This is a genomic window from Pseudomonas sp. OA65, from assembly GCF_017498305.1.
In the GTDB taxonomy this organism is placed as follows: Bacteria; Pseudomonadota; Gammaproteobacteria; order Pseudomonadales; family Pseudomonadaceae; genus Aquipseudomonas; species Aquipseudomonas zanjanensis.
In genome coordinates this window covers 1-20,517 of record NZ_JAGDEZ010000006.1, presented here as the reverse complement: position 1 = coordinate 20,517, position 20,517 = coordinate 1, and the positions used below count along the sequence as shown (strand labels likewise).

The 20,517-nt window shown below is 61.4% G+C and carries 19 protein-coding genes; 9 read left to right on the top strand and 10 right to left on the bottom strand.

The window, feature by feature from the left end; genetic code table 11:
• Positions 1 to 48 precede the first annotated feature (48 nt).
• A complete protein-coding gene (locus J3361_RS06785) occupies positions 49 to 729 on the top strand; it encodes a tyrosine-protein phosphatase (RefSeq protein WP_207963466.1) in 681 nt (226 codons plus the stop codon).
• Here J3361_RS06785 and J3361_RS06780 read toward each other — a convergent pair.
• From J3361_RS06780 to prlC, 3 genes are all read right to left on the bottom strand, one after another.
• On the bottom strand, positions 705 to 2,720 hold the full coding sequence (locus J3361_RS06780; protein WP_207963465.1) for a M3 family metallopeptidase: 2,016 nt from the start codon (positions 2,718 to 2,720) through the stop codon (positions 705 to 707). The two genes, J3361_RS06785 and J3361_RS06780, sit on opposite strands and share 25 nt — an antisense overlap.
• Positions 2,721 to 2,836: 116 nt before the next feature.
• Positions 2,837 to 3,115 carry a YheV family putative zinc ribbon protein gene (locus tag J3361_RS06775; protein ID WP_047230061.1) on the bottom strand — a complete coding sequence of 93 codons (279 nt, stop codon included), beginning with the start codon at positions 3,113 to 3,115 and terminating at the stop codon, positions 2,837 to 2,839.
• On the bottom strand, positions 3,112 to 5,190 hold the full coding sequence (gene prlC, locus J3361_RS06770; RefSeq protein ID WP_207963464.1) for an oligopeptidase A: 2,079 nt from the start codon (positions 5,188 to 5,190) through the stop codon (positions 3,112 to 3,114). Before prlC ends, J3361_RS06775 begins: the two co-directional genes overlap by 4 nt.
• Before the next feature lie 72 nt (positions 5,191 to 5,262).
• Here prlC and J3361_RS06765 point away from each other — a divergent pair, with 72 nt between their 5' ends.
• Positions 5,263 to 5,808, top strand: coding sequence for a gamma carbonic anhydrase family protein (locus J3361_RS06765; protein WP_207963462.1), 546 nt, complete (start codon positions 5,263 to 5,265; stop codon positions 5,806 to 5,808).
• A gap of 161 nt (positions 5,809 to 5,969) precedes the next feature.
• On the top strand, positions 5,970 to 6,620 hold the full coding sequence (locus tag J3361_RS06760) for an HAD family hydrolase (protein ID WP_207963460.1): 651 nt from the start codon (positions 5,970 to 5,972) through the stop codon (positions 6,618 to 6,620).
• A 211-nt stretch (positions 6,621 to 6,831) separates the two neighbouring features.
• Here the strand turns inward: J3361_RS06760 and J3361_RS06755 are convergent, their stop codons facing one another.
• The 5 genes from J3361_RS06755 to aspA all read right to left on the bottom strand — a co-directional run bounded on the left by J3361_RS06755 (position 6,832) and on the right by aspA (position 13,122).
• Entirely contained in the window at positions 6,832 to 7,290 is a 459-nt protein-coding gene (locus tag J3361_RS06755; protein WP_207963459.1) for a transposase, read from the bottom strand.
• A 122-nt stretch (positions 7,291 to 7,412) separates the two neighbouring features.
• Positions 7,413 to 8,405, bottom strand: coding sequence for an AraC family transcriptional regulator (locus tag J3361_RS06750; RefSeq protein ID WP_207963457.1), 993 nt, complete (start codon positions 8,403 to 8,405; stop codon positions 7,413 to 7,415).
• A gap of 215 nt (positions 8,406 to 8,620) precedes the next feature.
• The gene (locus J3361_RS06745; RefSeq protein WP_207963455.1) at positions 8,621 to 9,625 is read right to left on the bottom strand and encodes an asparaginase; all 1,005 of its coding nucleotides are present in this window, start codon (positions 9,623 to 9,625) and stop codon (positions 8,621 to 8,623) included.
• Positions 9,626 to 9,757: 132 nt separating this feature from the next.
• Positions 9,758 to 11,209: an alanine/glycine:cation symporter family protein gene (locus J3361_RS06740; RefSeq protein WP_207963453.1), complete on the bottom strand. Its 1,452-nt coding sequence runs from the start codon at positions 11,207 to 11,209 to the stop codon at positions 9,758 to 9,760.
• Positions 11,210 to 11,697: 488 nt separating this feature from the next.
• Positions 11,698 to 13,122 carry an aspartate ammonia-lyase gene (gene aspA, locus J3361_RS06735; RefSeq protein WP_207963451.1) on the bottom strand — a complete coding sequence of 475 codons (1,425 nt, stop codon included), beginning with the start codon at positions 13,120 to 13,122 and terminating at the stop codon, positions 11,698 to 11,700.
• 178 nt (positions 13,123 to 13,300) lie between these two features.
• Between aspA and J3361_RS06730 the strand changes: the two genes are divergently transcribed.
• The 5 genes from J3361_RS06730 (at position 13,301) to J3361_RS06710 (ending at position 17,116) form a co-directional block, all read left to right on the top strand.
• Positions 13,301 to 14,218, top strand: coding sequence for a LysR substrate-binding domain-containing protein (locus J3361_RS06730; RefSeq protein ID WP_207963448.1), 918 nt, complete (start codon positions 13,301 to 13,303; stop codon positions 14,216 to 14,218).
• Between the two features lie 335 nt (positions 14,219 to 14,553).
• Positions 14,554 to 15,045: a 5-(carboxyamino)imidazole ribonucleotide mutase gene (purE, locus tag J3361_RS06725; protein ID WP_003196369.1), complete on the top strand. Its 492-nt coding sequence runs from the start codon at positions 14,554 to 14,556 to the stop codon at positions 15,043 to 15,045.
• Positions 15,046 to 15,057: 12 nt separating this feature from the next.
• Positions 15,058 to 16,143, top strand: coding sequence for a 5-(carboxyamino)imidazole ribonucleotide synthase (locus J3361_RS06720; RefSeq protein ID WP_207963446.1), 1,086 nt, complete (start codon positions 15,058 to 15,060; stop codon positions 16,141 to 16,143).
• A 102-nt stretch (positions 16,144 to 16,245) separates the two neighbouring features.
• Positions 16,246 to 16,491 (top strand): GlsB/YeaQ/YmgE family stress response membrane protein, encoded by a 246-nt coding sequence (locus J3361_RS06715; protein WP_003196372.1) that lies wholly within the window; start codon positions 16,246 to 16,248, stop codon positions 16,489 to 16,491.
• An 88-nt stretch (positions 16,492 to 16,579) separates the two neighbouring features.
• Positions 16,580 to 17,116 (top strand): DUF3299 domain-containing protein, encoded by a 537-nt coding sequence (locus J3361_RS06710; protein ID WP_207963444.1) that lies wholly within the window; start codon positions 16,580 to 16,582, stop codon positions 17,114 to 17,116.
• A 136-nt stretch (positions 17,117 to 17,252) separates the two neighbouring features.
• On the opposite strand, the gene J3361_RS06705 is transcribed toward J3361_RS06710, so the two are convergent.
• Positions 17,253 to 18,152, bottom strand: a complete 900-nt coding sequence (locus J3361_RS06705; RefSeq protein WP_207963442.1) for a D-hexose-6-phosphate mutarotase — start codon at positions 18,150 to 18,152, stop codon at positions 17,253 to 17,255.
• Between the two features lie 57 nt (positions 18,153 to 18,209).
• Positions 18,210 to 18,614 carry an acyl-CoA thioesterase gene (locus J3361_RS06700; protein ID WP_003177184.1) on the bottom strand — a complete coding sequence of 135 codons (405 nt, stop codon included), beginning with the start codon at positions 18,612 to 18,614 and terminating at the stop codon, positions 18,210 to 18,212.
• A gap of 375 nt (positions 18,615 to 18,989) precedes the next feature.
• On the opposite strand from J3361_RS06700, the gene J3361_RS06695 reads away from it, so the two are divergent.
• Positions 18,990 to 20,288 (top strand): MFS transporter, encoded by a 1,299-nt coding sequence (locus J3361_RS06695; RefSeq protein WP_207963440.1) that lies wholly within the window; start codon positions 18,990 to 18,992, stop codon positions 20,286 to 20,288.
• Positions 20,289 to 20,517 lie beyond the last annotated feature (229 nt).

The window sequence follows — 20,517 nt, the reverse complement described above, 5'->3', positions numbered from 1 at the left end:
CGAACCGACACTGAGTTTCTCGTAGGTCTTATTGTCGGTCGTCCGTGCATGCTCAAGCTCTGTTCCCATTCGTTGTTGTGCCTGGCCTTGCTTGCCGGCCTGGCCGAGGCGCCCGCCCAAGCGGCCGACTTCCCTGAGGCGAGACCCGCTGAATGGGCGCAACCGGTGGAAAAGGACTACAACCTCTACCAGATGTCTCCGACGCTCTACCGCAGCTCCCTGCCGGACGGCGCGGCGGTGCCCTTGCTGACGAAGCTTCGGATCGGCACGGTCATCACGTTCCTGCCGGAATCGGACCAGCGTTGGCTGTCCACCCCCGGCATCGAGCAAGTGCAGTTGCCCTACCGCACCAATCATGTCGATGACAGCGACATACTCAGGGCCCTGCGCGCGGTCCAGGCGGCCGAAGCCAAGGGGCCGGTGCTGATGCACTGCAAGCACGGCTCGGACCGCACCGGGTTGGTGGCCGCCATGTACCGGGTGGTGGTCCAGGGCTGGAGCAAAGAGGACGCGCTGAACGAAATGACCGAAGGCGGCTTCGGTGACAGTCATCACTTCAAGGACGGGGTGCGCTACATGATGCAGGCCGATGTCGACAAACTCCGCGTGGCGTTGGCGAACGGCGATTGCAGCACCAGCGTGTTTGCGTTGTGCTCGTTGAAGAGCTGGGTCAATTCAACGGCCACGGCGCGGCACCTCGACCCTCAGGTCCTTTCACCTGCACGATGATCGGTCGCCTGCAGGAAGGCGGAGATGGATTCGGACAACGGTCGTGAGTCGCCCGCCTCGTATATCGTTTCGCGCAACGCCTTCCCAGTGGTCCTATCGAACAATCCATTACGCTCGAAGCGCTCGAACACCCGTTCGGCCAAATCTTGCGACCAGATGTAGGCATAGAGCCCGGCGCCATAACCGGTGACCATGTAATCCAGGCCGTTGGGCCAGCGTTCGTTGGCGGATGCTGGCAAATGCCCGACTTGTGCGCTGACCTGGTTGAACACTTGCTGGGCGGTGCGTCCGTCGCCGTGGCTGCGGTGCAACTCCATGTCGAATAAGGCGTCGCGAAGCGACCAGGCGTTCGCCCAGCTGGTTTGAGTGCTGAGGTACATCAACAACTGATCGGCAATAGGTTCCGGCAGGGGCGCTCCGGTCTGGTGATGCCTGGCTATACGGAGCAGGCATTGCCTGGAGAGGCACCAGCGCTCCAGCAGGTTTCCGGCAAACTCGGCGGCGTCCCGGGAAAGTTCGGAGATGCCCGAAATGTCGCGATAGTCGGCCCGACTCAGTACTTGGTGCAAACAATGGCCGAACTCATGAAACAGGATGCGCAGGTGTTGGTGATCCAGCAACACCGGTTTCGAACCGGAGCCGCGCGGCAGCCAGGCATGCAACGTCGCGACGGGGTAGCGCGGTCGGCCCTCGGCCGTGATGCGGCGGTTTCGCAGAGGGGAGGTGTGGGGGTAACCGTTCAGTTTTCCGTTTTCAAATGGATCGAAATAAATATAGCCAAGGGTCTCGCCCCGCTCGCGGACTTCAAACAGACGAACCTGTGCATGCCAAGCGGACAGCTCCTGACGTTCGGTGAAATCAATGCCGAACAGATCGTGCGCGATCAGCAGCATCTGGGAAAAGGTTGAGTTCAGCTCAAACCAGGCGCTGGCCGTCTGTTCTGAGACGCCTGTCGTTTGTCGCCGTAGTTTTTCCGCCAGGTACTGGTAATCCCAAGGCCAGAGTTCGCTGAAGCCTTCCTGCGCAGCGAAGGTCTTTAACTGTTCAGCTTCCTGCTTGAATAGCTTTTGTTGTCGCCCAAGTTTTTCCATCAGGAATGACATGACCTGCTCTGGCGACTGCGCTTGCTCCGGCTCAATCGCCAGTTGGGCATAATTCGAATAGCCCAGCAGCAGGGCGGTTTGATGGCGGTCCCTGAGCAGTTGCTGCAGGACTTCGCCATTGTCGAAGAGGCCTGCATTTGGCCCTTGATCCGACGCTCGAATGCTATAGGCCGTGTAGATTTGCTCGCGCAGAACGCGATCGTCAGCATAACGAGTGACAATGCGAAACGATTCGTCCGTCAGCCTCAACAACCACCCTGTACGACCTTTTTCACGTGCGTGCTCGGCCATTTGCTGTTTGAAATACGGCGGCAAACCCCGCAATCGAGCCTCATCCTCGAACGTTTGGCTCCAGGCCTTGTTGGCTTCTTCCAAATGCTCCATGAACAACGTCTCGGCGCCACGGATACGCAGTTTCAGATCTTTCAAAGAGGCTTGTAGGTCGGGGGCGAGTGAGTTCTGGCGAAGCCGCCGCAGGATCTTAGCCAGCGTTCTTTTTCTCGCGGGTGAGAAATGCATGGCTATCTGGCTGTCAGCCAGGCGTTGGTAAAGCTGGAACAGCTCGGGGTTTTGCCTCAGGGAATGGCGAAAATCATTCAGTCGTTCTCGGCAATCGTTTGAAATCTGCTCCCAGACGTCTCCGCTCCAGGTGGAAGCCAGGCATTCCAGCACATAGCTGAAGCTTTTCAGCCGCCCATGGATTTCGTCCATGGCCAACACCAAGTCATCCCAGGTCGGATAGGGCGCTTGAGTCTTTATGATCTCGGCGACTTGAGCGCGGCTTTCGACGATGATCTGGTCGAGGGCGGGGGGAAAGTGTTCGGCTTGAATCTCTGAGAACGGCGGCAGGACATAGCGCTGCAGCAGGGGGTTATCAACGTGGCGCATGGAGACTTCCTATCAGGCTGGACGTGTCACGGCAGTCTGGAGAGGAAGAGGGTTGACGCTGTGGTACATATTTATCGCTTCCGGGCCGGGCGGCCCGGAAGGTGATGCCGAAAATGTCAGTCGGTTTTTTTCTTCAACTTGGGATTGGGGAAGAACTGCACCGCCTGGACCTTGGCGTCCGGTACCTTGAGCGCCGAGGTGTTGACCCGGGTGCCCAACTCCTTGGGCACCGACAGGCCTTGCTCGTTGAGCGTGTCGGAATAACCGCAGGCCACACATTCGCGGTGCGGCACGCCGTCTTCGTTCCACATCATCAACTTGTCCGGCTCGCTGCAGGCCGGGCAGACCGCCCCGGCGATAAAGCGTCGTTTGGTAATCACAGGCCCCTCACTCATGCTGCCGCGTCCTCGGTCAGGCCGCTATGGCGCAAGAGTGCGTCAATCGACGGCTCACGGCCACGGAAGTCGACGAACAGCACCATCGGTTCCTGGGAACCACCACGGGCCAGGATCGCCTCGCGGAAGGCGCGACCGGTGTCGGCGTTGAGCACGCCATCTTCTTCGAATTTGGAGAAGGCGTCGGCCGAGAGCACTTCGGCCCATTTGTAGCTGTAGTAACCCGCCGCATACCCACCGGCAAAGATGTGGGCGAAGCTGTTGGGGAAGCGGTTGTAGGCCGGCGGACGCATGACGGAGACCTCGTCACGCACGCCTTCGAGCACTTGTAGCACGCTGCGGCCATCGCCGTGGGTGGCGTGCAGCTCGAAGTCGAACAGCGAGAACTCCAACTGACGGACCATCATCAGGCCGGACTGGAAGTTTTTCGCCGCGAGCATTTTTTCCAGCAGGTCCTGGGGCAGCGGCTCACCGGTTTCGTAGTGGCCGGAAATCAGCGCCAGGCCTTCAGGTTCCCAGCACCAGTTCTCCATGAACTGGCTCGGCAGCTCGACGGCGTCCCAGGCCACGCCGTTGATGCCGGATACGCCGGCATGTTCGACGCGGGTCAGCAGGTGATGCAGGCCATGGCCGAATTCGTGGAACAGCGTGGTGACTTCGTCATGGGTCAGCAGCGCTGGCTTGCCGCTGTCGGCTGGAGTGAAGTTGCACACCAGGTTGGCGACCGGGCTTTGCAGTTCGCCGTCGAAGGTGCGACGACGATCACGGGCGCCGTCCATCCAGGCGCCGCCACGCTTGTTGGCGCGGGCATAGAGGTCGAAGAAGAAGCGGCCGACGTGCTGGCCGTTTTCCTTGATCTCGAACAGGCGAACGTCCGGGTGCCAGCTGTCGAAACCTTTCAGTTCAGCGATTTCGATGCCGTACAGACGTTGCACGATGGTGAACAGGCCGCCCAGCACCTTGTCGATCGGGAAGTAGGCGCGCAGGGCTTCCTGGGCCACGCTGTAACGCTGCTGGCGCAGTTTTTCACCGTAGAAACCGCTGTCCCAGCTTTGCAGGTCGGGGCAGCCTTGTTCGGCGGCGAAGGCCTTGAGCTGTTCCAGGTCCAGGGCGGCGAACGGTTTGCTGCGCTTGGCCAGGTCGCGCAGGAAGCTGAGGACCTGATCGCTGGATTCGGCCATCTTGGTCGCCAGGCTCAACTCGGCGAAGTTGGCAAAACCGAGCAGTTGAGCCAGTTCCTGGCGCAGGTCGAGGATCTGTTCCATCACCGGGCCGTTGTCATTCTGGCCGGCATTTGGGCCTTGGTCCGAGGCGCGGGTGCAATAGGCGGCGTAGACTTCTTCGCGCAGGGCGCGGTCTTCGGCGTAGGTCATCACCGCGTAGTAGCTAGGGAATTCCAGGTTGATCAGCCAGCCGTCCAGCTCCTTGGCCTGGGCTGCGGCGGCCATTTGCGCCTTGGCCGAGTCGGTCAGGCCGGCGAGGGCGGCTTCGTCTGTGACGTGCTTGGTCCAGGCCTGGGTCGCGTCCAGCAGTTGGTTGGAGAAGCGGCTGCCCAGCTCGGACAGTTTGCTTTGAACCTCGGCGTAGCGCTTCTGCTGCTCGGGCGGCAGGTCGATGCCCGACAGGCGGAAATCCCGAAGGGAATGTTCAAGGATGGTTTTCTGCGCCACGTCGAAGCCGGCTGCTTCCGGGCTGTTCGCCAGGGCTTCGAAGGCCTGGAACAGTTCACGGTTCTGGCCCAGCTCGGTGGAGTAGGCACTCAGCGCCGGCAGGCAGGCCTCGTAGGCCTCGCGCAGTTCCGGGCTGTTGCGCACGGCGTTCAAATGGCTGACCGGGCTCCAGGCCGCGCCGAGACGATCATTGAGCTCGTCCATCGCCAACACCAGGCCGGCCCAGGTAGGCTGTTGGGCTTGGGTCTTGAGGATTTCGGCGATGGCCGCACGGTTGTCAGCCAGGATCTGCTCGATGGCCGGTTGCACGTGCTCGGCACGGATCGCCGAGAATGGCGGCAGGTCATAGGGCTGCAAAAGAGGGTTGTTCACGCTCACGGTCGACACCTTGGCTGGAAGAAACATCGGCCCATCTTAATTACAATCGGCGCTCACCGCAGCTAGCAGCGCCTATCACCGGATAAGAGAGAGCCTATCGTGACCCTTCGCACGTACCAGAACCACAGCCCGCGGCTTGCCCGTGGGGCTTTTGTCGACAGCACCGCGGTGGTGATCGGCGACGTCGAAATCGGCGAAGACAGCTCCGTCTGGCCGCTGACGGTCATTCGCGGCGACATGCACCGCATCCGTATCGGCGCGCGTACCAGCGTCCAGGATGGTTGCGTGCTGCACATCACCCACGCCGGGCCCTTCAATCCGGATGGCTTCCCGTTGCTGATCGGCGACGACGTGACCATCGCCCACAAGGTCATGCTCCATGGCTGCTCGGTGGGCAGCCGGATCCTGATCGGCATGGGCAGCATCGTCATGGATGGCGCGGTGGTCGAAGACGATGTGATCATCGGCGCCGGCAGCCTCGTACCGCCGGGCAAACGCCTGGAAAGCGGCTTTTTGTATGTGGGTAGCCCGGTGAAGCAGGCGCGGCCGCTGACCGACAAGGAACGTGCGTTCTTCACCTACAGCGCGGCGAACTACGTGAAGCTCAAGGACCTGCATCTGGCCGAAGGCTACGACCAGGCCTGAATCCCCCACCTAAGATGTCGAATGAACCATTGTGGCGAGGGAGCTTGCTCCCGCTGGGCCGGTCCGACGCTTCGGGCGCAGCAGACCCATTTTTTGTGAGCCCTTCGCGCTCAAGCGGGAGCAAGCTCCCTCGCCACGTGATGCCACTGCCAGGACCTGCCATGCACTACCAGACCGTACTCTTCGACCTCGACGGCACCCTCACCGACCCCCGCGAGGGCATCACCCGTTCGATCCAGTTCGCCTTGGCCAAGCTGGGCATCGACGAACCCGACCTGACCCGCCTCGAACATTTCATCGGCCCGCCGTTGTTGCAGGCGTTCATGCAGTTCTATGACTTCGACGAAGCGAAGGCCTGGGAGGCGGTGAATTTCTATCGCGAGCGGTTCAAGGTCACCGGCCTTTATGAGAACCGGGTCTTCGACGGCGTAATGCCGCTGCTGGAAACCTTGGGCGGCCAAGGGCGCCAGTTGTACATCGCCACCTCCAAGCCCTGGGTCTTCGCCCGGGAAATTGCCCGCCATTTCGACTTCGCCCGGCACTTCAAGGTGATCTACGGCAGCGAACTGGACGGCACCCGCACTGATAAAGTCGAACTGATCGCCCACCTGCTGGCCGAAGAAAGCCTCGACCCGGCCAGCACCCTGATGATCGGCGACCGCAAACACGACCTGATCGGCGCCCACAGCAATGGCCTGGATGCCGCGGCGGTCGGGTATGGGTTCGGCAGCCACGAAGAACTCAGCATCGAGGGCCCGGCGTACCACTTTCAGACGGTGGATGAGTTGCACCAGGCGTTTTTGCGGCGCTAGTTATATTGCCATCGCGGGCAAGCCTTGCTCCCACAGGTATTCCAAACGCTGATTTTGAGGGAGCAAGCCATGCCCCCATAGCATTCAAGAACGTCGCCCTGTGGGAGCAAGGCCTTGAGCGCTAGGGGGCATACTTAGAAGCAGCATCTGGAGTGCCTGTGGGAGCAAGGCTTGCCCGCGATGAGGCCATCATGGGCACAGCTGAATCGAATCAGACCCATATCGCGTCCCACAATGGATAATCGCCTATTTTTGTAACTAAACCGGCTCGCAGCGGATTTGCCACGATATATCGAGCAACTGTTTGCAAATCTTCCTCTTTTCGAATGGCCCGGTCGTGGAATCCTTCCTGCCAAAGCGATCCTTCCCGCTGCATCAATCGATTGAAGACAACCGTGGTCCGAGACTTCGTACGCGCTATCAGCTTGGAGAGTTCAATACCCTGCAATTCGATCAGCCAGTGGAAATGGTCCGGCATCACCACCCAAGCCATCGAATGTGCAAATTGCTCTTCCTGAGCTTTTCGGAACGCGTCAACCACTAGGCGCCCTGTCTCGAAGCGGTCAAAAAACGGCTCGCGGCCGCGGGTATTTACTGTCAATAAATAGATTTGTCCACACTGCGAATAACGCCCGGAACGCAACTGTTGGGAATGAGGCCGTGTCGTCACAAGTGATCATCCTTAATCTGTCCTTTAGTTCAAGGCTAGGACAGCAGGAGTAGATCCGACTGGGAATGTTGGAGCAGGATGTGTCTGGCCTGGCGCCATCGCGGGCAAGCCTTGCTCCCACATCAGGCCCTGAACTGGCTCGGCGCCACGCCGCTCCAGCGCACGAAGGCATGGCGGAAGCTGGCGGTTTCGCTGAAGCCCAGTTGTTCGGCGATTCGATGGATCGGCAATTGCTCCTCGCAGAGCATCTGCTTGGCTCGTTCGAAGCGCAGTTCGTCCAGCAGTTCCTGATAGCTGCAGCCCAGGTCCTTGAGGTGCCGGCGCAAGGTGCGCGCCGAGCAGTTCATCTGTTCGGCCAAGCCTTCCAGGCCGGGGGCTGCGTTCAGTTGGGCGTCGAGCAACTGGCGGATCCTTCCTAGCCAGGCCTGGCGTCCGGTGAATTCGGTGTTCTGCCGGCGGCAGCGTTCGGCCATGGCGTGATGGGTGATGGGGTCGGCCAGGGGCAAGGGTTGTTCGAGCCAGTGGCGGTCGAAGGCAAACGCGTTATCGACGCTGTCGAAGCGCACCGGGCAATCGAAGATTGCGGTGTAGCGCGCCTGGTAATCGGGCGCCGGATGTTCGAAACGCGCAGCGTGCAACGGCAGCACGTGACCAAGGAGGTCGTTGCAGATCACCTTCAGCGAAACCATGCAGAACTCGGCATTGAACACCGCCAGGGCCGGGTTCTCCCGATAGTCGCTGGCGCTGAACCAGATGTGTTCGCCATCGTCGTCCAGGTTCAGCTCGAAGAGTGTTCCCAATAGCGCCGGATAGCGCAGTGCCAGGCGCAAGGCGTCACCTAAGGTGGCACTGGTGAGCAGGGCATAGCCGAGCATGCCGTAGGACGAAACGTGCATGCGCAAGCCCAGCTCCAGGCCGATGTCGCGCTTGAGGGCCACGGCGTTGGCGCAGACCTGCATCTCCTGGTTGGTGGTGATGCGCGTATCGGCCCGGCTCAGGTCCGCGGCGCTGATGCCACTGCCGGCCAACAAGGCATCGCTGGACAGCCCCTCGTTTTTAAAGGTGCTCAGTACCAGCGAGACGGCGTTGAGGGTGGTGAGGTGGGAATGCAGCATGTCCGTTTCCAGCCTGGGGAAGGCTGGAGATGGAGCAAGTTATATGCCGGGTGAAAATCCAAGGTTCAACACAACCTCTAATGTGGGAATAAACCTGTGGGAGCAAAGCTTGCTCGCGAAGAACGATGACGCGACTTTACAGTTGATCTGTGTCGCCTGCATCGCGAGCAAGCTTTGCTCCCACAAGTGTCCCCTCCCACAGGTTGTGCAGTGTGTCAGCTCAGCTCGCCGCACAGGTCCAGCTCTACCAGCCGCCGAACCTCTTCCACCGGCAGCCCGGCGCCAATCAAGGCCTGCAACTTGCCGAACGCGGCCTCGCGGGTCATGCCACCACCGGACAGCACGCCGACGCCGCGCAAGCGACTGCCAGCTTCATACACATCCAGCTCCACGCCGCCTTCATGGCACTGCGTCACGGCCACGACCACCACGCCGCTGTCCCGTGCCCGCTCGAGGCTGGCGAGGAAGGCCGGGTTATCGCTCGGCCCGGTGCCGCTGCCGTAGCACTCCAGCACCAGGCCCTGGATACCGCTGCCCAGCAGGCCATCGAGGACCTGGGCGCTGATGCCGGGAAACAGCGGCAGCGCCGCGATGTTCGCCTGTTGTTTCGGCTGGTTGTAATTCAGCTGGGTTGGCAGAGAAGCAGCCGTGATGCCGCCACCCTGGCGTTCCAGGCGCTTGAACGGGTGGCGACCAAAGCTGCGCACTTTCGCGCATCGAGTCGGCGCCAGCAGCTCACCGTGGAAGTACAGGTGCACGCCCGGAGCCAGGCCCTGGCCGAGGGCGACCAGGGCGCCGCTGAGGTTTTCCCAGGCGTCGCTGTCGGTCACGCCGGCGGGCAGCATCGAGCCGGTGAAGCAGACCCGCGCATGCAGGCCCAGCAGTTGGAAGCTCATCGCGGCGGCGCTATAGGCCAGGGTATCGGTGCCGTGCAGGATCAATACGCTGTCGCAGCCCTGCACATCCACGGCGTCGACCACCGCTTCGCGCAGTTGTTGCCAATAGGCCGGGGTCATGTTGGCGCTGTCGATCAGCGGCGACATTTCCCGGAAGCGCCATTGCGGTATGACGAGTTCGGGTTGGCTGTGCAGGTAGTCGCGCATCCGCGCTTCGAAACCGGATGCCGGTGCCAGGCCGTGGGCGCTGGCCTGCATGCCGATGGTACCGCCGGTGTAGAGCACCATGACGTGCTGGGCGGCAGGGTAGGTCAAGGAATTCATGGTTGTTCTCCGAGGACGAAAACGGCGGCTTGGGTCAGCCGCCACAACATAAGGTCGAGCATGACGCCGACCTTACGCTGTGTCACGCCGGGCGCAGGGGATGCGCCCGGTTTTTTACGATCAGCCTGCGGCTCAGCGTTGCGCTGCGGCCACGCCAGCAGTCGCGGCGTCAGGTTTGGCAACCGGTGCCGACGGGGTGGCTGGCCATGCGTTGCGGTCCAGGTCCAGGTCCGGGAACTTGCTGGAGTCGAACACAGGCACCTTGATGCCGGCCGCACGCTGGTCATCGTAGTCACGCAGGATGCGCATGCCGACCTTGAACAGCAGGAACAGCGCGATCAGGTTCACGAACGCCAGCAGGGTCATGGTGATGTCGGCGAACGCGAACACGGTGCCGAGGTTTTCGATGGCGCCCCAGAAAATCAGGATCAGGACCAGCGCGCGGTAGCCGATCAGGACCTTGCGGTTTTCACCGATCATGAAGCGCAGGTTGTTCTCGCCCAGGTAGTAGTTGTAGAGGATCGAGGTGAACACGAACAACGACAGGGCCACGGAGATGAATATCCGGCCCCAGTCACCCACGACCGCCGCCAGGGAGTTCTGGGTCAGGGCAATGCCGTCGCCTTCGAAGCCTGGGGTATAGAAGCCCGACAGCAGGATCAGCAGCGCGGTGCAGGTGCAGATCAGGAACGTGTCCAGAAACACACTGAACGCCTGGACCACGCCCTGGGCGACCGGGTGCTCGACCGATGCGACGGCGGCAACGTTAGGCGCACTGCCCAGGCCGGCTTCGTTGGCGAACACGCCACGCTTGACGCCCATGACGATGGCGCTGCCGATCAGGCCGCCGAAGGCCTGGTCCAGACCGAAGGCGCTTCTGACGATGGTCGCCAGCATGTCGGGTACATGTTCGAACTGCAGCACGATCACGTAGAGGGTCACGCCGATGTACGCCAGGGTCTTGACCGGTACCAGCAGGTCGGCCACCTTGGCGATGCGCTTGATCCCGCCGATGAACACCAGGCCCAGCAGCACCGCCAGGCCCAGGCCGGTGTAGGTGGTGTCAAAGCCGAAGGCGTTGTTCAGGGAGTGGGTGACCGCGTGGGCTTGCAGGCCGTTGAAGGCGAAGCCGAAGGTCACCAGCAGCAGGAATGCCATGATCATGCCCAGCCAGCGTTTCTGCAGGCCATGCTGGATGTAATAGGACGGTCCGCCACGGTACTGGCCTTCGGAGTCGCAGCGCTTGTAGAGCTGGCCGAGGGAACATTCGAAGAAGCTGCTGGACATGCCGACCAGCGCGGTCACCCACATCCAGAACACCGCACCAGGACCACCGAGGGTCACGGCGATGCCGACACCGGCGATGTTGCCCGCGCCGACACGGCCAGCCAGGCTGAGCATCAGGGCCTGGAAGGAGCTGAGCTGGTCAGTGCTGCTTTTCAGGCTGTCACGGAACACCGCGAACATGTGGAAGAAGTGACGGAACTGGACGAAACGCGAGCGGATCGTGAAGTAGCCACCGAGCCCGACAATGAGCACGATCAGCACTTTCCCTGATAGGAAGTCGTTGATGACTTCGAGCATGAGTATTCCTCGCTGTTTTTTGTTTAAGCAAATGCTGGCCATTTGGAAACATCGTGTTACATCGGTCGGCGCGCGGCCTGACAGGTGAGGCGAAGTTTCGTCCCGGTCCATTTTCGCGGGTTTGTTATTAGTTCGGTTTTCGCATGTTTAAAGGTCTCGTTGCGGACGACCGCTCATGCGAAGAGGGGCGGCACTATACCTATCAGTGCGGTGCCCGTCTGCACAGTTGTGGTGCGTCCGACGAAGCGGACCCATTGAAACACCTGGCCTTCCGGTCAGGTTCTTGTGGGGAAGAGCCCGCTCGCGTTGGCGGGCGACGCGGTTTACAACGGGCAGCGCGTCGTCGTTTATCGCGAGCAGGTTCCTTCCCACAGATTCAGTCATCCTTGGCGGCTATCAATTAAAAAAAGGGCTTGGGGAAGATCCCCAAGCCCTCAAAAGGTGAGAGGTGTCTAGTCCCTCGACCTGGTGAGCGGTGGCCGTGTCGATCACGCTTTGAGCGGGACCAGACGCGGAGCAATCATGTTTTCCGGGCGCAGGATGTCGTCGAGCATGGCGTCGTCGAGCAAGCCTTCTTCGCGCACCAGTTCCAGCACGCCGCGGCCACTTTCCAGGGCAACACGGGCGATGCGGGTGGCGTTTTCATAGCCGATGTACGGGTTCAGGGCGGTGACCAGGCCGATCGAGTGCTCGACCAGCTCACGGCAGCGCGCTTCGTTGGCGGTGATGCCGACGATGCAGTGCTCGCGCAGCATGTCCATGGCCCGTTGCAGCAGGCGGATCGAGTCGAAGATCTTGAAGGCGATCAGCGGTTCCATCACGTTCAGTTGCAGTTGGCCGCCTTCGGCCGCGATGGTCAGGGCCAAGTCGTTGCCGATGATCTGGAACGCTACCTGGTTGACCGCTTCCGGGATCACCGGGTTGACCTTGCCGGGCATGATCGAGCTGCCTGGCTGGCGAGCCGGCAGGTTGATTTCGTTGATGCCGGTACGTGGGCCGCTGGACAGCAGGCGCAGGTCGTTGCAAATCTTCGACAGCTTGACCGCGGTGCGCTTGAGCATGCCGGAGAACAGCACGAAGGCGCCCATGTCGGAGGTGGCTTCGATCAGGTCGGCGGCCGGGACCAACGGCTGGCCGCTGATGGTCGCCAGGCGCTGTACGGCCAAGGCCTGGTAGCGCGGGTCGGCGTTAATGCCGGTGCCGATGGCGGTGCCACCCAGGTTCACTTCGGTGAGCAGTTCAGGCGCCAGGGTTTTCAGGCGCGCCAGGTCTTCGCTCAGGGTGGTGGCGAAGGCGCGGAATTCCTGGCCGAGGGTCATCGGCACGGCGTCCTGCAACTGGGTGCGGCCCATTTTCAGGACGTGGCTGAACTCTTCACCCTTGGCCGCGAAGGCCTGGATCAGGTTGTCGAGGCTGGCCAGCAAGGCGTCGTGACCCAACAGCAGACCCAGGCGGATCGCAGTCGGGTAGGCGTCGTTGGTGGACTGCGCCATGTTCACGTCGTTGTTGGGGTGCAGGTACTGGTACTCGCCTTTCTGGTGGCCCATGGCCTCCAGCGCGATGTTGGCGATGACTTCGTTGGCATTCATGTTGGTCGACGTGCCGGCGCCGCCCTGGATCATGTCCACCACGAATTCTTCGTGGAAATCACCGCGGATCAAACGTGCACAGGCTTCACTGATGGCAGCGTGCTTGGCTTCGCTGAGCTGGCCAAGTTCGCGGTTGGCGTCAGCGGCGGCCTGTTTGACCATTGCCAGGCCGACTACCAGCTTCGGGTAATGCGAGATCGGGACGCCGGAGAGACGGAAGTTGTTTACCGCTCGTAGGGTCTGGATGCCGTAATACGCTTGCGCCGGTACTTCGAGTACGCCAAGCAGGTCTTTTTCTGTGCGGAATGATGCAGCGGAGGACATGACGGAAATCATCTCGATATGGACCCGGTCTGTGCCGGAACGCTGTGGATCCTAGGCTCTGGAGAAAAATAGGGCCAATGCTGTTAAACACTGGCCTATGCATATTCGGCATAATGCCGGTGTGACGCCGACGGTACGGCGAACGTGTGACCTGTTTTGGTGCGTGTAGGGAGGCGTGATGAATCTTGAAAGCAAATGGCTTGAGGACTTCAGTGCCCTGGCCGCTACTCGCAGTTTTTCCCAGGCGGCCGAGCGGCGTTTCGTGACGCAGCCGGCGTTCAGCCGACGCATCCGCAGCCTTGAGGCAGCGCTCGGGCTGACCCTGGTCAACCGTTCGCGTACGCCCGTCGAGCTGACGGCGGCGGGGCAGTTGTTCCTGGTGACGGCGCGTACGGTGGTCGAGCAACTGGGCGAAGTGCTGCGCCATTTGCATCACTTGGAAGGCGGGCAGGGCGAAGTCATCCAAGTGGCTGCTGCCCACTCCCTGGCGCTGGGCTTCTTCCCGCGCTGGATCGCGCAACTGCGCAACGACGGGATGAACATCGCCACGCGCCTGGTGGCGACCAACGTCGGCGACGCCGTCCACGCTCTGCGTGAAGGCGGCTGCGATTTGATGCTGGCCTTCTACGACCCGGATTCAGCCATGCAGATGGACCCGGAAATCTTCCCATCGCTGCACCTCGGCCAGACCGAAATGCTTCCGGTGTGCGCTGCCGATGCCAACGGCAACCCGCTGTTCGACCTTGAAGGCGAGGCCAGCGTGCCGTTGCTGGCCTACAGCGCCGGGGCGTTCCTGGGGCGTTCGGTCAACCAGTTGCTGCGCCAGCGGGCGTTGCGGTTCACCACGATCTACGAGACGGCGATGGCCGACAGCCTGAAAAGCATGGCCCTGGAAGGCCTGGGCATCGCCTGGGTACCGCACCTGAGCGTACGCGCTGAACTGGCCCGGGGCGAACTGGTGATTTGCGGCGGCACGCAATGGCACGTGCCCCTGGAGATCCGCCTGTACCGCTGCGCCCTGGTGCGCAAGGCCAATGTGCGGTTGTTGTGGCGCAAGCTCGAGGGTGGCGTGGCGCAGGGTGCCGCGGGATCTTGAAACCAGCGCATAACCCCTTGTGGGAGCGGGCTTGCTCGCGAATGCGGTGTGCCAGTCGCCATCATCTGAGCTGACCCACCGCATTCGCGAGCAAGCCCGCTCCCACAAAGGCATTTGCGGTGATGGTTCGCTGACCTGCGAGTCAATAAAACCGCCGCTTCACCGCAAATGACAGATGGTCGGCGAAAGTGCGTTTAACGCACCATTTTCGGTATACTGCCCGGCCTTCGGTCGGTTCGCCCGGCCATCATTCGTACAACAAGCCACGCCGGTTTCCTGCGTGGCTTGTTGTTTTTTGACGCGCCTGCGGGCGCCCAGAGAAAAGAGGCACGACGATGAGTGCACTGGTTGGCGTGATCATGGGCTCCAAGTCCGATTGGTCCACCCTTAGCCACACCGCCGATATGCTGGAAAAGCTCGGCATTCCTTACGAGGTGAAAGTGGTCTCCGCCCACCGTACCCCGGACCTGCTGTTCCAGTACGCCGAAGAAGCCGAGGCGCGTGGCATCGAGGTGATCATCGCCGGTGCCGGCGGCGCGGCGCACTTGCCGGGCATGTGCGCGGCCAAGACCCACCTGCCTGTGCTGGGCGTGCCGGTCCAGTCGTCGATGCTCTCGGGCGTCGATTCGCTGCTGTCGATCGTGCAGATGCCGGCCGGCATCCCGGTCGCGACCCTGGCCATCGGCAAGGCCGGCGCGATCAACGCGGCCCTGCTGTCGGCGAGCATCCTGGGCGCCAAGCATCCACAATTTCATACCGTGCTGAAAAAATTCCGCGCTGAGCAGACAGACAGCGTCCTGGACAATCCAGACCCACGCATTGCCTGAGGTTGTTGACGAATGAAGATCGGTGTAATCGGTGGCGGCCAGTTGGGTCGCATGTTGGCCCTGGCAGGTACGCCGCTGGGGATGAACTTCGCTTTCCTGGACCCGGCGCCGGACGCCTGTGCCGCCGCGCTGGGTGAACACCTGCGGGCCGACTACGGCGACCAGGATCATCTGCGCCAATTGGCCGATGAAGTCGACCTGGTGACCTTCGAGTTCGAAAGCGTCCCGGCCGAAACCGTGGCCTTCCTGTCCCAGTTCGTCCCGGTCTACCCGAGCGCCGAAGCCTTGCGGATCGCCCGTGACCGCTGGTTCGAAAAGAACATGTTCAAGGACCTGGGCATCCCGACGCCGGCCTTCGCCGACATCCAGTCCCAGGCCGACCTGGACGCCGCAGTCGCGGCCATCGGCCTGCCCGCCGTGCTCAAGACCCGTACCCTGGGCTACGACGGCAAGGGCCAGAAAGTCCTGCGCAAGCCAGAAGATGTGGCCGGAACGTTCGCCGAGCTCGGCAGCGTGGCCTGCCTGCTGGAAGGTTTTGTGCCGTTCACAGGAGAAGTCTCGCTGATCGCCGTGCGTGCCCGCGACGGTGAAATCCGCTTCTACCCGCTGGTGCACAACACCCACAAGGACGGCATCCTCAAGCTGTCCGTCGCCAGCACCGATCACCCGTTGCAGGCCTTGGCCGAAGACTATTCCAGCCGGGTGCTCAAGCAGCTCGACTATGTCGGCGTGATGGCGTTCGAGTTCTTTGAAGTGGACGGCGGCCTCAAGGCCAACGAAATCGCACCGCGGGTCCACAACTCCGGGCACTGGACCACCGAAGGCGCCGAGTGCAGCCAGTTCGAAAACCACCTGCGGGCGGTGGCCGGGCTGCCGCTGGGGTCGACCGCCAAGATCGGCGAAAGCGCGATGCTCAACTTCATCGGCAAGGTCCCGGACAGCGAGAAAGTCCTGTCCATCGCAGACTGCCACCTGCATCACTATGGCAAGGCGTTCAAGGCCGGGCGCAAGGTCGGCCACGCCAATCTGCGCTGCGCCGATCGGGCCACGCTGGCCCAGCAGATCATCAAGGTCGAGACACTGATCGCCGAGCAATAATCTGCAACATCGGTGGAACCATTCGTCGGCTAATCTCTCTCATGGCTAAGTGCCAAAGTCTGTTCAGGCTTTGGCTTAGCGTCTCAACGAGAGGGGAATGCCATGGGAATCATCGGAACCATTTTTATCGGCTTGATCGTTGGCCTGCTGGCACGCTTCCTGAAACCGGGCGATGACAGCATGGGCTGGATCATGACCATCCTGCTCGGTATCGGCGGTTCGTTGGCAGCCACTTACGGCGGCCAGGCCCTGGGCATTTACCAGGCAGGCCAAGGTGCAGGCTTCATCGGTGCCCTGGTGGGCGCAGTGGTATTGCTGGTGATCTACGGCCTGATCAAAAGAAACTGATCAAACCTGATAAAGCCCTCTCTGCGCGGCGCACAGAGAGGGCTAAACTGCCCGGCGTTTCATTACCCACTCATTGCCGAGCCCTTTCATGCGCCGTCTAGTGTTGACCCTTCTTCTGCTGGGCAGTGGCCTGGCCCATGCGGCCGAGCTGCCGGAAACCGACTGGCTCGAATTGATGCCCAAGTCGGACCAGAAAGCCCTCGAGGCCATGCCCGACATCGACCACAACTCCCCGGAAGCCAACGGCACCTTCACTGAAAAAGGCGGCTTGAAGCAAAGCAAGGGCTTGCCGGCGGTGATGTATTCGACCAAGACTGTGGCCTCGATGAACGACAAGCACATCCGCATTGGCGGTTACCCGGTGCCGCTGGAAACCGATGCCAAGGGCCATAGCACATTGTTCTTCCTGGTGCCCTACCCGGGCGCCTGCATCCACGTCCCGCCACCGCCGCCTAACCAATTGGTGCTGGTGCGCTACCCCAAGGGCCTGAAGCTGGACGACATCTACACGCCGCTTTGGGTGACGGGCACGCTGAAGATCGAAAAGGTCGACAACGACCTGGCGAGCGCGGCGTATGCGCTGGAGGCGGAGAAGGTGCGGGTGGTGCAGGAGGCGGATTTGTAATAGGCCGCAGATATGGCGTAGATCCAAATGTGGGAGCGGGCTTGCTCGCGAAGGCGGCGTGTCAGTCAAATGAGTATCAACTGATACACCGCCTTCGCGAGCAAGCCCGCTCCCACAGTCGATTTTATGGTGTGGTTTAGAGCGGTTTGCTGCGGATACTCACACCCAGGGTATGGCTGGCCTGCGGCAACAACGTCACCACATCGTCCATCACATTCGCCGTCTCGATGCATAGCATGCGCTGCCAGCCATCGTCGGCCATGTCGCTGAAGGCCTTGGCGCGTTCGGTCCAGGGGTTCCAGATCACCGCCGAGCGCGAACCGCTGCTGGTCAGCTCGATCCGTCGTTGCCACTGCGGATCAACGATGCTGAGCGTCGGCGGGGTGTCGAGGTAGATACGGTCGGTCTCGCCGATGAAATGCAGGTCACCGGCCTGGGTGTGGGTATTCCAGTCGTCGAGGGTCTCGATGTAGTTCAAGCCATCGACGCCTTCGACCTGCACGTTGCGCACGTCGCTCACGGCGAAGTAGCTGTGCAGCGCCTGGCTGAGGTTGACGGTTTCGCTGCCACGGTTATGGCTGGTGAGGCGGATGTGCAGTTGCTCGTCCATCACGATGGTCAGCGTCAGGTCGACCTGGTGAGGCCAGCCCGCAAGGCCATTCTCGGGGTAGGGCAGCACGAATTCGATTTTCAGGCTTTCGCCTTCGGCCTCGATGCCCTTCAACTCCCAGTCCATCGCCCGTACCAGGCCATGGGCGGTGGCCGGGCCGTTGCTCACGCGCATGGCCTGCACGCTGTCGGGGTTGCGCGTCAGGTTGCCAAACCACGGCCAACACACCGGCACGCCCGCGCGAATGCTCTTGCCGGCCTGGAACGTGGCCTGGTCGTTGAGCCAGATCAGTGGCGGCTGGCCATCTACCTGATAACTGAGGATGTGCGCGCCTTGCTGGGCCACCAGCAACTCGGCCTGACCGTGGCGAATGCGCCAGGCGTTCAGTTCATCCAGTTTGACCGCGTCGACGTTGGGCGTAGGCATGCTGCAAATCTCGTTCGGTAACAGGGACTGCAATGGACCGCAAAACGGTCGCCGTGTTTAACGGGCGCGCGGCGGAACCGAGCGGGTACGCCCGCTGCCGTCGATGGCAACGAAGACGAATACCGCCTCGGTCACCTTGCGCCATTCACTGGACAGCGGGTCGTCACTCCAGACCTCGACCATCATCTGGATCGAGCTGCGGCCGATTTCCAGCGCCTGGGTATAGAACGACAACTGCGCACCCACCGCCACCGGCACCAGGAAGGCCATGCGATCGATCGCCACGGTGGCCACGCGTCCGCCGGCCACCTTGCTGGCCATGGCCGTGCCGGCCAAGTCCATCTGGGACACCAGCCAGCCGCCGAAAATATCGCCGAAGCCGTTGGTCTCCCGTGGGAGCGCGGTGATTTGCAGGGCCAGGTCGCCTTGCGGGATGGGATCTTCTTGTTCGAGCTCTATCATGCCGGGGGTGCCTCTGACCCGTAACGCTGTCTTGTGCTTCAGGTGAATAGCCGTCTTTGTAAAAAACGATTCAGCCCGAACATACTGCGTTCGTCACGTTTTTCGTAAAGGCGTGCCAAAGGGAAACTCTGCGAAACCGGCTGATCTTGTACTACATCACCAACGGCGTTTTCGCACAGCAACCCCTTACAGAGTACTGCAAGGTTGCGAGTATATCGGGCGATAGACGTCGAGACGACCACTCGGTTCTGATTTCGACTGTCAAATACGCGCCTCTATGTGCTTTTTCGAACAATTTGCTATCGTGCCGAACCTGCCCAGGCCCCAACCCGAGTTGCCAGGGTTGCAGAACCGACTATAAGAGAAGCCCTTGCCATGACCACTGCGCCTTCGAGCACGGCGACGCCCGCACAACCGGCACGTCCACTGACCCGCAACGATTACAAGACCCTGTCGCTTTCAGCCCTGGGTGGTGCGCTGGAGTTCTACGATTTCATCATTTTCGTGTTCTTTGCCACCGTGGTCGGCAAATTGTTCTTCCCGGCCGAAATGCCCGAGTGGCTGCGCCTGATGCAGACGTTCGGCATTTTTGCCGCCGGTTACCTGGCCCGGCCGCTGGGCGGGATCATCATGGCCCACTTCGGCGACCTGCTGGGGCGCAAGAAAATGTTCACCCTGAGCATCTTCATGATGGCCGTTCCGACCCTGATCATGGGGCTGTTGCCGACATATGCACAGATCGGCATGTGGGCACCGATCCTGCTGTTGCTGATGCGGGTGATCCAAGGCGCGGCCATCGGCGGGGAAGTGCCGGGCGCCTGGGTCTTCGTTTCCGAACACGTTCCGGCGCGCCACATCGGCTATGCCTGCGGCACGCTGACCTGCGGCCTGACGGCGGGGATCCTGTTGGGGTCGCTGGTGGCAACCGCGATCAACAGCATTTATACACCGGTGGAAGTGGCCGATTACGCCTGGCGGATCCCGTTCCTGCTGGGTGGCGTGTTCGGCTTGTTTTCGGTGTACCTGCGCCGTTGGCTGCACGAAACCCCGGTATTTGCCGAACTGCAACTGCGCAAGGCCCTGGCCGAGGAAGTACCGCTGCGGGCCGTGCTGCGTGATCATCGCGGCGCCATCGCCATTTCCATGCTGCTGACCTGGTTGCTGTCGGCCGGCGTCATCGTGGTCATCCTGATGACACCGACCGTACTGCAGACGGTGTACCACTTCAGCCCGACCGTTGCGTTGCAGGCCAACAGCCTGGCGATCGTATTCCTGAGTTTCGGTTGCATCGGGGCAGGTGTGCTGGCCGACCGTTTTGGTGCCGGGCGGGTGTTTGTCGTCGGCAGCGGTTTGCTGTTGATCACCTTCTGGACGTTCTACCACTGCCTGTTCGACCACCCCGAGTGGCTGTTCCCGCTGTATGCCCTGAGTGGCTTGCTGGTAGGCACCATCGGCGCGGTGCCTTATGTCATGGTCAATGCCTTTCCGGCCGTGGTGCGCTTCAGCGGCCTGTCGTTTTCCTACAACCTGGCCTACGCGATTTTTGGCGGGTTGACGCCGATGATCGTGACCCTGTTGCTGAAAGAGAGCTCAATGGGGCCGGCATATTATGTGGCGGCCATCTGTGGGATCGGGATTGTGGTGGGCGGGTATCTCTGGAAGAGGGGACGCTAAGCGGCTGCCTGCTTTACTTGAGGCGGGTGTGATTCATTGTGGCGAGCGAGCACCAGCGCCTCCCCGCGTTTCGGCGCTTTCAAAAACAGGCGGGGGTAGCTCTCACCCCGGCGCTGAGACACCTCTCCCCGCCCACAAGACCGCTTCTTATCTCATCTGCCGGCCCCCGCTCGACCCAAAAAAAGTTATGCCGCCTCTTCTTTCTTAAAAAAAAAAAAAAAACACATGG